General features: G+C 38.4%; 15 protein-coding genes and 2 other annotated features. Of the genes, 13 read left to right on the plus strand and 2 right to left on the minus strand.

All coding sequences use genetic code 11. From position 1 onward, the window contains the following. Positions 1-356 precede the first annotated feature (356 nt). The 10 genes from M44_RS13295 to thrS all read left to right on the plus strand — a co-directional run bounded on the left by M44_RS13295 (position 357) and on the right by thrS (position 9,602). Positions 357-1,388: a glyceraldehyde-3-phosphate dehydrogenase gene (locus M44_RS13295; protein ID WP_010174379.1), complete on the plus strand. Its 1,032-nt coding sequence runs from the start codon at positions 357-359 to the stop codon at positions 1,386-1,388. A 149-nt stretch (positions 1,389-1,537) separates the two neighbouring features. Continuing rightward, positions 1,538-2,059: a DUF6843 domain-containing protein gene (locus M44_RS13300; RefSeq protein ID WP_029326883.1), complete on the plus strand. Its 522-nt coding sequence runs from the start codon at positions 1,538-1,540 to the stop codon at positions 2,057-2,059. A 370-nt stretch (positions 2,060-2,429) separates the two neighbouring features. Beyond that, entirely contained in the window at positions 2,430-2,810 is a 381-nt protein-coding gene (gene speD, locus M44_RS13305; RefSeq protein WP_010174381.1) for an adenosylmethionine decarboxylase, read from the plus strand. 119 nt (positions 2,811-2,929) lie between these two features. Beyond that, on the plus strand, positions 2,930-3,301 hold the full coding sequence (locus M44_RS13310; protein WP_010174382.1) for a hypothetical protein: 372 nt from the start codon (positions 2,930-2,932) through the stop codon (positions 3,299-3,301). A 122-nt stretch (positions 3,302-3,423) separates the two neighbouring features. After that, positions 3,424-3,882 (plus strand): transcriptional regulator NrdR, encoded by a 459-nt coding sequence (gene nrdR, locus M44_RS13315; RefSeq protein WP_010174383.1) that lies wholly within the window; start codon positions 3,424-3,426, stop codon positions 3,880-3,882. An 81-nt stretch (positions 3,883-3,963) separates the two neighbouring features. Continuing rightward, entirely contained in the window at positions 3,964-4,386 is a 423-nt protein-coding gene (locus tag M44_RS28300; RefSeq protein WP_237705285.1) for a replication initiation and membrane attachment family protein, read from the plus strand. A gap of 231 nt (positions 4,387-4,617) precedes the next feature. Beyond that, entirely contained in the window at positions 4,618-5,373 is a 756-nt protein-coding gene (locus M44_RS28305) for a DnaD domain protein (protein WP_010174386.1), read from the plus strand. After that, a complete protein-coding gene (dnaI, locus tag M44_RS13325) occupies positions 5,360-6,292 on the plus strand; it encodes a primosomal protein DnaI (RefSeq protein ID WP_010174387.1) in 933 nt (310 codons plus the stop codon). The genes M44_RS28305 and dnaI overlap by 14 nt, the downstream gene beginning before the upstream one ends. 138 nt (positions 6,293-6,430) lie before the next feature. Then, on the plus strand, positions 6,431-7,297 hold the full coding sequence (locus M44_RS13330; protein ID WP_010174388.1) for a putative sporulation protein YtxC: 867 nt from the start codon (positions 6,431-6,433) through the stop codon (positions 7,295-7,297). A 61-nt stretch (positions 7,298-7,358) separates the two neighbouring features. After that, positions 7,359-7,598: a binding site (T-box leader), on the plus strand. 72 nt (positions 7,599-7,670) lie between these two features. Next, complete coding sequence (gene thrS, locus M44_RS13335) at positions 7,671-9,602, plus strand: threonine--tRNA ligase (RefSeq protein WP_010174389.1); 1,932 nt, start codon at positions 7,671-7,673, stop codon at positions 9,600-9,602. A 473-nt stretch (positions 9,603-10,075) separates the two neighbouring features. Here the strand turns inward: thrS and M44_RS23185 are convergent, their stop codons facing one another. Further along, on the minus strand, positions 10,076-10,534 hold the full coding sequence (locus M44_RS23185) for a YusW family protein (RefSeq protein ID WP_010174390.1): 459 nt from the start codon (positions 10,532-10,534) through the stop codon (positions 10,076-10,078). Between the two features lie 189 nt (positions 10,535-10,723). Further along, positions 10,724-10,857: a sequence feature (ribosomal protein L20 leader region), on the plus strand. A 37-nt stretch (positions 10,858-10,894) separates the two neighbouring features. Between M44_RS23185 and infC the strand changes: the two genes are divergently transcribed. Genes infC through rplT form a run of 3 tightly spaced genes read left to right on the plus strand, consistent with a single transcriptional unit; the run spans position 10,895 to position 12,078 of the window. After that, positions 10,895-11,464 carry a translation initiation factor IF-3 gene (infC, locus tag M44_RS13345; RefSeq protein WP_010174391.1) on the plus strand — a complete coding sequence of 190 codons (570 nt, stop codon included), beginning with the start codon at positions 10,895-10,897 and terminating at the stop codon, positions 11,462-11,464. Between the two features lie 23 nt (positions 11,465-11,487). Beyond that, positions 11,488-11,685 (plus strand): 50S ribosomal protein L35, encoded by a 198-nt coding sequence (gene rpmI / locus M44_RS13350; protein WP_010174392.1) that lies wholly within the window; start codon positions 11,488-11,490, stop codon positions 11,683-11,685. Between the two features lie 33 nt (positions 11,686-11,718). Further along, positions 11,719-12,078, plus strand: coding sequence for a 50S ribosomal protein L20 (gene rplT / locus M44_RS13355; protein ID WP_010174393.1), 360 nt, complete (start codon positions 11,719-11,721; stop codon positions 12,076-12,078). 549 nt (positions 12,079-12,627) lie between these two features. On the opposite strand, the gene M44_RS28310 is transcribed toward rplT, so the two are convergent. Beyond that, a partial coding sequence (locus M44_RS28310; RefSeq protein WP_237705286.1) for a hypothetical protein occupies positions 12,628-12,816 on the minus strand: 189 nt, incomplete at its 5' end.

Below are 12,816 nucleotides of genomic sequence, written 5' to 3' on the forward strand. Positions count from 1 at the left end.
ATAGAGCTTTTGATTGGCTTAATAAGTGCAGAATGGTTATACACTTCGCTAGATTATCGTTCATTATTCATAGCCATATCCTTTGGATTCATATTAGGGGAATGGTTACGGTAAACATGTATAAAAATTAGAAGTAATCCAATGATAGTTTGGTATATCTGTTTATAATTCTTGGTTAAATCGTGAAGGGACCTTCTTCATCTATAACAAGTTTCGCTAAAATTTGTTCGAATAATTCGCAGTAAAAATCAATACAATATAGTGGAAAAAATAATTCTCTAATTCCAATGAATGTGTTATACTATTTTTGGATATGTGGTTTAAAAGTATATAACATTTAGGGGGGAGCAGCTATTATGAAGACTAAAGTTGCGATTAACGGTTTTGGGAGAATTGGGAGAATGGTATTTAGAAAGGCAATTAAAGAAGAACATTTGGAGATTGTGGCGATTAATGCTAGTTATCCAGCAGATACATTAGCACATCTTTTAAAATATGACACGACGCATGGAACCTTTGAAGGGACAGTGGATGTTAAGGAAGATGCTTTACTTGTAGATGGAAAAGAAATCATCCTATTGAATGACAGAAATCCTGAAAATTTGCCGTGGAAAGAACTTGGAATTCATATTGTCATAGAAGCAACGGGTAAATTTAATTCACGTGAAAAAGCGGCTCTGCATTTAAATGCTGGAGCAGAAAAAGTAGTTCTTACAGCACCAGGTAAGAATGAAGATGTGACGATTGTGATGGGCGTAAATGAAAGCGATTTAAATGTTGATCACCACGACATTATATCAAATGCTTCCTGTACTACGAACTGTTTAGCTCCTGTTGTGAAAGTATTAGATGAACAATTTGGAATTCTAAATGGATTGATGACGACTGTGCATGCCTTTACAAACGACCAAAATAATATTGATAATCCGCATAAAGATTTAAGAAGAGCAAGAGCATGTGGCCAGTCCATTATACCAACTTCTACAGGTGCAGCGAAAGCGCTATCATTGGTCCTTCCTCATTTAAAAGGAAAAATTCATGGGATGGCCCTGCGTGTACCGACTCCTAATGTGTCGCTTGTTGATTTAGTTGTAGATGTAAAGCAATTTGTCACACCTGAAATGGTGAATAATGCCTTCCAAACAGCTGCCAAAGGAGAACTAAAAGGCATCGTTGGTATTACAGATGAGCCGTTAGTATCGGTAGATTTTAACACGAACCCCAACTCCGCGATCGTTGACGGTCTGTCAACCATCGTCATGGAAGGAAGTAAAGTCAAAGTCCTTGCTTGGTACGATAACGAATGGGGATATTCCTGCCGTGTCGTCGACTTGGTGAAATACGTGGCAGATGAGATGCTACAAAAAAAAGAGCTGAAAATTAGTTGAAAAGAAAGAAAAAATCTAAGGGATATTCCTTAGTATTTTTTTATTTACTCTAAAGTATTTATTTACTCTAAAAATAATGACATTTGGACCATTTACTACCAACCAAACTTTCATCAAGATAGTGATAGAACAGTAATGCAGGTGATGAAATGAAAAAGATGATGTCTCTTATTCTGATACTTAGTATAGTGTCAGGTTGTGCTTCAACAGGCAAAACCAATCATACGTACTTACTTCCTAATGGGTATGAGGGGTCGTTTACCGTGCTATTTAATATTCCAGGGGCACCCCGTCTTCAAACGGAAGGTGATAGCAGTATCATTCCATTTGAGACGACTAAAATTGAAGCGCTCCAACAAACTGATTATGGAACGTATGCTTATGCTGTTACTTCAAGAGTAAAACCGTATGATCCAGAGGCGGATTACTATGAAGATACAAACCAGTTTTACTATGTAAATGAAAGCGGTGAAAGGAAACCCATTGACCCTTATTGTACTCATGCAGATTCTTACGGGTCGTGGACCGGTTCAAGTGGAAAAGAATACAGCTTTATCACTCTGCAAGTAACAAGTAGTCAATGTAGTGAATATTTTCATGTGAATGGAAATGAAGACTATAAAATTCAAAGTAAAGAAGCAGAAAATTATTTTATGAATGAATTTGATTAAACAAGTTTGTGTAGAGTAAGTTGGAATCTTCAAGGTGAAATGAATGAAGTAATGAAGACGTGAAAACCTATGTTTCATGTCTTTTTTTGCTGTCCAAAGACAAAATTTATGGGCTATTAGCGAATAATTAATGAAAATAGCAGAACATTGTTCTTGACTATTTTTATGAACAATAAAAAAGTTTATTGCAAAATGATTTTAAACAAAGTATACTTTTTATCGTGAACTTCTTGAACGCGATAGGTTTCGTGTAGCTACTTAAAGGGTTAGGACCTCTTCGGACTAACTTTCCCCCGTGGTAGTTATTAATTGCTGAAAGAGGCATTCATTTTGACAAACAAAAAAATACATGTCAAAGGGGGAAACGACTATGGAAACAATGGGTCGTCATATTATTGCAGAACTTTGGGGCTGTGACTTCGATAAGTTAAACAACATGGAAACAATTGAACAGGTTTTTGTTGATGCAGCATTAAAATCAGGGGCAGAAGTAAGGGAAGTTGCTTTCCACAAATTTGCGCCACAAGGTGTTAGTGGAGTTGTTATCATCTCTGAGTCTCACCTGACCATTCACAGCTTTCCAGAGCACGGATATGCAAGCGTAGATGTTTACACATGTGGAGATTTAGATCCGAACATTGCAGCAAACTACATTGCAGAAGCGTTAAATGCTCAAACGAAAGAAACGATTGAATTACCACGTGGAATGGGTCCAGTTCAAGTGAAACAGTCAGAAGCTAAAGCTCTTTAACATATGAGAGAGTAAAGGGGTGTCTTAGGCACTCCTTTTTATTATGCTATAAGAAATTGATTGTCCTTAAAAAATGGACTACACTTAAGAAGAATAGATAGAGAGAGGAGACTCGCAATATGGCTTTTCGAGATATGTTTAGACGATTTCAACAGGAATGTGAAACGTCCGATCATCATAAAGAAAATACGTTGCAAACCCACTATTATAAAGCATCTGTAGATCATGTGTTTCAATCTGTTGAATCGTTAATTAAAGCTAATGGATATGCTATTCAAACGGTGTCTAAAGAACATGGTGAGATCATGGCGGGAAAAGGCAAAGTTTTCTTAGTATCCACGATTCTTGTCTTACGACCGTTTGAAGTAGCGGTTGATTTTAAATTAACGACTGATAAAGGTTCTTTAACTGGAGCTTATCCTAAACTGCGCGGTGAGATTGAAGAATTTTACAAAAAGCTAGATAAGGATTTGACGTTGGTTAAAAGATAAAGAAAAAGATTACCTCCTAAGCCTTAGGAGGTATCTTTTTTTGTTCTTTTCTTCTACCTACTTGTCTAATTGTGTTAGTTCTTATAAGATTAGAGTAATAACTGTTTCATGGAGATGATGATATGAAATGTCCTTCTTGTCAGTATAATGGAACGAAGGTAATTGACTCTCGTCCTGTAGAGGAAGGTCGTTCTATACGCAGAAGAAGAGAATGTGAAGACTGCTCCCATCGTTTCACAACATTTGAGCGAGTAGAGGAATTGCCTCTTATTGTGGTGAAAAAAGAAGGAACACGTGAAGAATTTAGTAAAGAAAAAATGCTGCGTGGACTCATTAAGGCGTGTGAGAAACGCCCAGTAACCCTTGACCAATTAGAGACTGTTGCTTTATCAATAGAGAAAGAACTACGGAATCAAGGATATGCTGAAGTAAAATCTGAAGTAATTGGTGAACTTGTTATGAATCAACTGTCCCAATTAGATGAAGTTGCCTATGTCAGATTTGCTTCTGTGTATAGACAGTTCAAAGATCTGAACGTCTTTTTAGATGAGTTAAAGGATTTATTAAAGAAAAACGAATAATGATGAAACCTACTCGAGCTAAAGATTTCTTTGGCTCTTTTCTTTCATCACACAGTTAAAAAAAGAAAGGGTTGAATGGTTATGTCTTCGCTCTGGTCAGAGCTTCAACCTGTTGATGCGTATCAGGTAAAATTAAAAGGCATCTTACATGAGTACCACCGTCAAGTGTTGACATTTTTATACCAACCTTTGATTGGTCCACAAGCCTACAGTCTTTATATGACATGGTGGTCCAGTTTTGAAAAGGAGATTAGTGGAACATCAGATCGGTATAATCACTATTATTTAATGGATGTTTTTTCACTCAACTTACGAGAAATTCTAGAAGCAAGGCTTAAGCTTGAAGGAATAGGGTTAATCAAGTCGTATGTGAAGAAAACAGATGATGAACGAGCGTTCGTTTATGAATTACAGCCTCCCCTATCGCCAGAACAATTCTTTCAAGACGGTTTTTTAAATATCTTTTTATATAAAAAATTGGTCGAACGCAGTTTCTTAAATTAAAAAGAATTTTTCAGTGTAGAGGAACTAAACGTCTCTCAATTCACGGACATCACTCGGTCCTTTCAAGATGTGTTTACCTCCGATTATCGCATTGTGGATAACCCCGAAGCCTTAGAAGCAAGTGAGCCAATGCAAGGAAAAAGGTTAAAAGAGGAAAAAAGAGTGAAGACATTAAGCTAGATTCCTTACAATTTGATTTTGTAATTTTTTATCTCACTGTTATCCGAGTCAATGGTGCCTAGAAAAGCTATTACAGAGAAAGTAAAAGATGTTATTTTAAAAATTGCTTTTTTATATGGCTTCCCTCCCATTCAAATGAAAAAAGTACTTCTACAAGCGATGACTATCGAGAATGAAATAGATATCGAGCAGTTAAGGAAGGCTGCACGAAACACGTATCAATTACAAACAGGGGAAGAATTTCCTACTTTGCTGAGTAAAATGTCAGAGCCGGTAGAGAATTCTTCAGACACTAAGGTGCCTGTAACAAAAGAAGAAAAGCTCATTCACTATTTAAATGAAGCAACGCCTATTGAATTACTGAAGGATTTGTCTGATGGTGCGGAGCCTTCTAAGAGTGATATGAAAATTATCGAAGGTGTACTCCTCTACCAAAAGCTACCGCAGCCAGTAGTCAATGTCCTCATTTATTATGTTCTACTTCGGACAGATATGAAGTTAACAAAAGGCTACGTGGATAAAATTGCTTCTCACTGGGCCAGAAAGAAAATCGCTACGGTTGAAGAAGCTATGGCCATCGCTAAGAAAGAGCATGCTCAATATATAGAATGGACGGCAACTAAGGATAAGCCATCTGCTACGAGAAGAAAATCTCCCATCCGAACAGAAAAGCTTCCGGATTGGTTTACTCAAGCACCAAAAGAAGAAAGTGGACAGACAGAGGAAGAATCCTTTGATTTTGAGAACGAAAGACGTAAACTAGAAGAAGAGCTACGTAAGAGGGGGGAAGTCAATGAAAAAAATTGACGAGTCACTTCAAAAAATGATGAAACGCCAAGATTTTAAAGACATGTACCAAAACATGAGAGAAGAAATCCTATCTGATCCATATATTCAGCATTTCTTAAAAGAAAATTATTTAAGCCTTCATTCTGATATAGTTAATCAAAGCTTAATGAAGCTCTACGAATATAAATCTCAAAGTAAAGAATGCCAACAATGCCCAAGTCTTGGTGAGTGCAAAAATATGATGAAAGGCTATGAGCCGACACTCGTTGTAGATAAAGGAACGATTAATCTTTCGTATCATAAATGTCCAAGACAGCAGCAAGCGGACCAACAAAATAAAATGCAATCCCTCATTCAAAGTGTATACGTACCAAAAGATGTATTAAATGCAACATTTCAACACATTGATTTAGATACACCCACTCGTATGAAGGCGGTTCGTCAGGCGATGAATTTAGTCGATACTATTGAAACATCGTCCAAGAAAGGATTATACATTCATGGCAAATTTGGAGTTGGGAAATCGTATATTTTAGGAGCGATTGCGAATGAACTGGCGACAAAAAAGATTTCATCCTATATCGTATACGTTCCTGAATTTTTTAGAGAGATGAAGAGTGCCTTAGGAGATTCAGGAAAATTTAACGATAAATTAGATGCCGTGAAAAATGCTCCCGTCCTGATGTTAGATGATATAGGGGCAGAATCTATGTCTAGCTGGGCAAGAGATGAAATATTAGGAACGATCTTACAGCACCGAATGCTTGAAAACCTGCCTACCTTCTTTTCTTCTAATTTTAACTTTGAAGAACTAGAACATCACTTAGCTTATTCTCAAAGAGGAGAAGAAGAAAAATTAAAGGCTGCTAGAATAATGGAGCGAATCAACTATTTAGCTGCACCAATTGCATTAGACGGGCCTAATCGAAGAGGCTGACAGTACTCTCCAATCTGAATGGGTTGGAGAGTTTTTTAGAGTCAAAAGATTTATTCTCTTCTTTTTAGGACCTACTTCTAAAATGGCCAAGCCTCCCATATATATAAAGCAGAGCTTTTGGAAAAAGGGGGGAAACCGTTGGTCAAGCTGATTTGTAAGCAAAAGAAAGATGGAGAACGATTATTCTATCGATTTCTTTCTTATCACATATCCACTTCTCTCCAAGAAACCCTTGTACGTAATCAGCCACATTACATTGTCACCGTAGAAGATTTTGAAAAGAATCGGGCATTATTTTCAAGAGTAATTAAAGAATACATGATGACGGATATGAGACGAGCCTTTGCAGCAAGTATTTTAACTAAAACCTTTTACTTTGAAGATGAAGATGAAATCGCGCAAATTGTTCAGATCGTAGAAGATATGGGACATGGTGAAAGAGAAGAACTAGTGAAGTTACTTCCTCGATTTAATGAGGCATATTATATGATTCAATCGATTGAAGAAGTGCTTGAAAGCGGCGGAACAGAATGGTTTTCGTTTGATTCATTTCTGACATTTCGAATGCAAAAGTATTATCAGCATATTGTCAAAATGGTGGAACTGGCCATAGATGAATTTAAAATGGAGCAAGAATATCAAACGTACATCCATTCATTACGTGAATATGTAAAAGAAAAACGTGCGTTAAAGCAAATTGTGCATTTAGTAAAGAAGGACTTATCTCTATTATTTTATGATGAGCACTATAACGTAATGGAACAGGAAATTTTACGAAAGTATCTGGATAAAAGGCTTTTAACTCAGCATCCTGTATACATTGATTCGTCTACCATTGCTCCACTACTGTCCTTAGCACCTAAGGAAATCCACGTGTATCTGCCCAGTGAAGAAGATGGGATTATACGGACAATCAAGAATATCTTTGAAGAAAGAATTCAAATCCATCCCATAGAAAATTGGAGCATACACGCCAGAGGAAAATCTCTTGATCTTTTATCATAACTGTCCCTTGATTTTCAGATAGGAACAAATTATAATGACTTACATATTATAATTTTAATAAACAAAAGTTATGATGAGGATATGAGATTCTCTTTACGATTCAAAGAGAGGGAAGGCTAGGCTGAAACCTTCCTAATACGATGGAGCTTCTTACCACCTCTAAACTTCAACTGTGAACGCAATCCTTTGCCTGTAATAGTTGACGGTAGCAGCCGTTATCTGATCTGGAGTTATCGTGCAACTTATGGCGATAAGAATTAGGGTGGAACCACGAATATGTATACATAACCTCGTCCCTTCATGTAAATGAAGGAGCGAGGTTTTTTTATTTGGCTCAAAACATGAGTCCAACAATTTAAAAGGAGTGAAAGAGATGTCAGAAATGATCAAGTTAACGTTCCCTGATGGCGCTGTAAAGGAGTTTCCTAAAGGAACGACAACTGAAGATGTAGCGGCGAGCATTAGCCCAGGATTAAAAAAGAAAAGCATCGCTGGTAAATTAAACGGTCAAGGGGTGGATCTTCGCACTCCTCTAATGATAGATGGAGATATTGAAATCATTACAGCAGGAAGCGAAGATGCCTTAGAAATCCTTCGTCATAGTACAGCTCATTTAATGGCACAAGCGATTAAGCGTCTATATGGTGATGAAAGCGTAAAGCTAGGTGTAGGTCCAGTAATCGAAGGTGGATTTTACTATGATGTAGACTCTGAACATAAAATTACACCAGAAGACTTGCCAGCAATCGAAAAAGAAATGAAGAAAATTGTCAACGAAAACCTTGACATCGTTCGCAGTGAAGTGTCACGTGATGAAGCGAAAGCCCGCTTTGCAGGTGATGAGTATAAGGTAGAGCTTTTAGATGCCATTCCTGCTGACGAAGCGGTTAGCATTTATGAGCAAGGTGAATTCTTCGACTTATGCCGTGGAATCCATGTACCATCTACTGGTAAAATTAAGGAATTTAAACTTCTAAGTATCGCTGGGGCATATTGGAGAGGGAATAGCGATAATAAAATGCTTCAACGTATTTACGGTACAGCTTTCTTCACAAAAGATGAACTAAAAGAACAATTACGCCTCTTAGAAGAAGCAAAAGAGCGTGACCATCGTAAAATAGGAAAAGAACTAGACCTATTCATGAACTCACAAAAGGTGGGACAAGGTTTACCTCTATGGCTACCAAAAGGTGCGACAGTTCGTCGTATGATAGAGCGTTATATCGTGGATAAAGAAGAAAAGCTAGGATATGACCATGTGTATACACCGGTTCTAGGAAGTGTAGACCTGTATAAAACTAGCGGACACTGGGATCATTATCAAGAAAATATGTTTCCTGTCATGGAAATGGATAATGAAGAACTAGTACTTCGCCCAATGAACTGTCCACATCATATGATGATTTATAAAAACGGTATCCATAGCTATCGCGAACTTCCAATTCGTATTGCAGAGCTTGGAACAATGCACCGCTATGAAATGAGCGGAGCGTTAGCAGGTCTACAACGTGTACGTGGAATGACGTTAAATGATGCTCATATCTTTGTTCGTCCAGATCAAATTAAAGAAGAATTCAAACGTGTGGTTCGTTTGGTGATGGAAGTCTACAAAGATTTTGATTTAAAAGATTACTCCTTCCGACTTTCTTATCGTGACCCAGAAGACACAGAAAAATATTTTGATGATGATCAAATGTGGGAACGTGCACAAAGCATGTTAAAAGAAGCGATGGATGAATTAGATGTTCACTATTTTGAAGCGGACGGGGAAGCTGCTTTCTACGGACCGAAGCTTGATGTTCAAGTAAAAACGGCTCTTGGTAAAGAGGAAACTCTCTCCACTGTTCAGCTTGACTTCTTATTACCAGAACGCTTCGATTTAACATATGTAGGGGAAGACGGAAAGCAGCATCGTCCAGTCGTTATTCACCGCGGGGTTGTTTCTACAATGGAACGTTTTGTGGCCTTCTTAATTGAAGAGTACAAAGGAGCATTCCCAACTTGGTTAGCACCTGTTCAAGTACAAGTGATCCCAGTATCACCAGACGTACACTTTGATTATGCCAAGAAAGTACAAGAAGAACTGCGTTCGGCTGGTATCCGTGCAGATCTAGACTCTCGTGATGAGAAAATTGGCTATAAAATCCGTGAAGCGCAAATGCAAAAAATCCCGTACATGCTAGTTGTCGGTGATAATGAAATTGAAGAAGAAGCGGTTAATGTTCGTAAATATGGTGAACAAAAATCAGAAACTCTTCCTTTTGCCCAATTCTTCACTGCTTTGAAGAAAGAGGTTACGAAATAACGTTTGAATAGTGCCGCGCCCCTTTTAGGGACGCGGTTTTGTTTTTGTTGGTTGATTTTTGGAGAGATGGGGAGGTATGGAGAAGTACCTTGAACTGGTTTGAGGTTGTGGCTATGCTAATTAAGTGAGGAAAGAAATAATTTTTGACCATATAAGAAAAGGTATGTTGCGGAAACGTTTCAGAGCTTTCACGCCAGGTTTACGCSGTGCACAAAGTAGTGGAAGGACCCGGAATAGAGCCCCGCGCACGGCTCGCGCGGTGCACAAAGTAGTGGAATGACTGGAATCGAGCCCCGCGCAAGGTTCGCACGGTGCACAAAGTAGTGGAAAGACCGAAATAGAGCCCCACGCTGGGTTTACGCGGTGCACAAAGTAGTGGAAAGGCCGGAATAGAGCCCCGCGCTGGGTTCGCGCGCCACCACAAAAAAAAGCTCCCCCTGAGGAAGCACAACAAACTATCTTCAAAAATCTATCTATCCTTCCATCACATACTCCTTCTCGGAGCCTGTATCAAACTCTATCTCCAATTCAAAGCTTTCAAAATCATCTCTCAAATTGAACGCATTCACGACTTCTTCTACAACTAATTCATCAGGTGTGTTTTCATCAAAAGCTAATTTTTCAATTAAAGGTGCAAGTTCTTTGTAGGCTTCGCTCGATGTCATCTCTTGATCATTGATATTGTCATCAATATAGGCATAAACTCCATCTTGACGCTTTTCATATTCAGCCGTGTATTCTTGCCCCAATCCATCAATGTCCACACTTAATTCAAAAGAATCAAATTTGATCGTATCTTCGGTTTCGTCATTTTTTTCTACTGTGTTAGTTTCAATTTCATTATTATTAATATCAGTAGCTTCTTCTTCGGGCTCACTAGTACATCCAACTAAAAGGATGGCTAAGCCAGTGCATGTTATCCATTTATTCATCCTTCGGTTCCTCCTGAAAAATATAGTTATGTTACTTTTATCCTGCTTGAAAAAACTTAAAACGTAAAAAAGTATTGCCAAATAGGATTTATTTTGATAATATAATGAATGTTGATTTCAAATATCAAAGATGTTTGACACGTCTTCTATTATTGTGTTATACTTTCTAAGGTTAAATTGAATACGAATTTGTGGAAGAAGGAGCTACCCGCTTCTCACCTGTTTGACGCATAAAGCAGTTGTCAGGTTTACGTTAACATATGACGCACATAAGTGCGGTTTAATGCGGGTGAGTTTGACTTCACCGGCATTTTTTTTATGGAGAATGGTCCTTGTGAATGTAGCATTCGGAGTTCCACAATGAAGTATCTTTCAATAAACTCTTGGAGGTGGCTAGTTATTAGCAAGAACAATAATAACAATGACAGTATCTTAAACGATGGTATTCGCGCTCGTGAAGTTCGTCTGATTGACCAAAACGGTGAACAGCTTGGAATTAAAGCGAAGCGAGATGCTCTTGAGATTGCTGGTCGAGTAAACCTTGATCTTGTCCTTGTTGCACCAAATGCGAAACCGCCAGTAGCTCGTATCATGGACTATGGTAAGTACAAATTTGAGCAACAAAAGAAAGATAAAGAAGCTCGTAAAAATCAAAAGATTATCAATCTTAAAGAAGTGCGCTTAAGTCCTACGATTGAAGAGCACGACTTTAACACAAAATTACGTAATGCACGTAAGTTCCTTGAAAAAGGAGATAAGGTGAAGGCGTCAATCCGATTTAAAGGACGTGCCATCACTCATAAAGAAATTGGTCAACGTGTTCTTGACCGTTTTGCTGAAGCTTGTAAAGACGTTGCAACGATCGAGTCTAAGCCAAAAATGGACGGACGTAGCATGTTCTTAGTTTTAGCACCAACTAACGAAAAGTAATAGAACCCGAGGAGGAAATTATTATGCCAAAAATGAAAACTCACCGCGGCTCAGCTAAGCGTTTCAAAAAGACTGGTTCTGGGAAACTTAAACGTTCTCATGCTTACACAAGCCACTTATTCGCAAACAAATCTCAAAAGCAAAAGCGTAAGCTACGTAAAGGCGCAGTCGTTTCTGCAGGGGATTACAAGCGCATTCGTCACATGCTAGATAACATTTAATCAATACGGATACAACACTAGGAGGGAAAATCTATGCCACGCGTAAAAGGCGGAACAGTTACTCGCAAACGTCGTAAAAAAGTCATTAAATTAGCAAAAGGTTATTTCGGTTCAAAACACACTTTATATAAAGTAGCAAATCAAGCAGTTATGAAGTCTGGTCAATATGCTTACCGTGACCGTCGTCAAAAGAAACGTGATTTCCGTAAATTATGGATCGCACGTATCAATGCAGCTGCACGTATGAACGGTCTTTCTTACAGCCGTTTAATGCACGGTTTAAAACTTGCTGGTATCGAAGTGAACCGTAAAATGCTTGCTGAGCTTGCAATCGCTGACGAAAAAGCATTTGCACAATTAGCTGAAACAGCTAAAGCTCAATTCAACAAGTAATTATACAAAAAAGCGTCCTCTTAGTAGGACGYTTKTTGTATGTGTGCCAGGCATGGCAACTATCTAGGTGGTGAAAGTCCACTGTGGGGGTACACATCGACCAACCACTAAGGAAGCGCAAGGTACTTATCGTGAGGTAAGGGCTGGAGGAAGCGTGGAATAAAATCTTGGCTTGACGAACAGAAACCTGATACTAAGGCTCTACAAAGGGATAAGGCTCCATAACAAGTCAAAGTCCAAAAGATGTGCGTAACTTTGTAGGGTAAATCAGGCAAGTAAAAGAGGAAGGATAGTTGTCTTACCCTGGGAGGTCTTGCGGATGTACGTAGGTACAGTCGAAAAAGGTTTGTCGCAAGAAGTCAGCAGAAGCCATAGTAATGAAGTAATTCATGAAGGGCTAAACAATTTATAGTGTTTCAACGCCACGAATGCGTAAGTGACCTACTCAGAATGTGTTAATGGGGAAAGTATGAGCGTACCTCAGAAGGAAACCAAAAGGGAGTTATCACTTATTACGTGAGAGGGAAGGAGAAACGAGTGTGGGAACTTCTAGAACAGATTTTGAGTAATCAAAATATGAATGAAGCCTACTTGCGTGTTTATTAAAAATAAGGCGCGAGTGGGGTTGATGGAGTAACAGTCGATGAACTGAAACATTTCTGGAAAGAGAACAAGGTTGAATTGCGCAGGGCGCTCCAGAACAAGAAAATACCAACCACAAGCTGCCTTTAGAAGTGG

It is taken from the genome of Bacillus coahuilensis m4-4 (assembly GCF_000171615.1).
Taxonomy (GTDB): Bacteria; Bacillota; Bacilli; order Bacillales; family Bacillaceae_K; genus Bacillus_T; species Bacillus_T coahuilensis.

Coding starts and splice junctions, on each gene's coding strand:
- M44_RS13310 (WP_010174382.1), top strand. CDS start 2,930: ATGGCTTTTCGAGATATGTTTAGACGATTTCAACAGGAATGTGAAACG.
- speD (WP_010174381.1), top strand. CDS start 2,430: ATGGAAACAATGGGTCGTCATATTATTGCAGAACTTTGGGGCTGTGAC.
- M44_RS28305 (WP_010174386.1), top strand. CDS start 4,618: ATGGTGCCTAGAAAAGCTATTACAGAGAAAGTAAAAGATGTTATTTTA.
- dnaI (WP_010174387.1), top strand. CDS start 5,360: ATGAAAAAAATTGACGAGTCACTTCAAAAAATGATGAAACGCCAAGAT.
- M44_RS13300 (WP_029326883.1), top strand. CDS start 1,538: ATGAAAAAGATGATGTCTCTTATTCTGATACTTAGTATAGTGTCAGGT.
- M44_RS28300 (WP_237705285.1), top strand. CDS start 3,964: ATGTCTTCGCTCTGGTCAGAGCTTCAACCTGTTGATGCGTATCAGGTA.
- infC (WP_010174391.1), top strand. CDS start 10,895: ATGAAGTATCTTTCAATAAACTCTTGGAGGTGGCTAGTTATTAGCAAG.
- thrS (WP_010174389.1), top strand. CDS start 7,671: ATGTCAGAAATGATCAAGTTAACGTTCCCTGATGGCGCTGTAAAGGAG.
- rpmI (WP_010174392.1), top strand. CDS start 11,488: ATGCCAAAAATGAAAACTCACCGCGGCTCAGCTAAGCGTTTCAAAAAG.
- nrdR (WP_010174383.1), top strand. CDS start 3,424: ATGAAATGTCCTTCTTGTCAGTATAATGGAACGAAGGTAATTGACTCT.
- rplT (WP_010174393.1), top strand. CDS start 11,719: ATGCCACGCGTAAAAGGCGGAACAGTTACTCGCAAACGTCGTAAAAAA.
- M44_RS13295 (WP_010174379.1), top strand. CDS start 357: ATGAAGACTAAAGTTGCGATTAACGGTTTTGGGAGAATTGGGAGAATG.
- M44_RS23185 (WP_010174390.1), bottom strand. CDS start 10,534: ATGAATAAATGGATAACATGCACTGGCTTAGCCATCCTTTTAGTTGGA.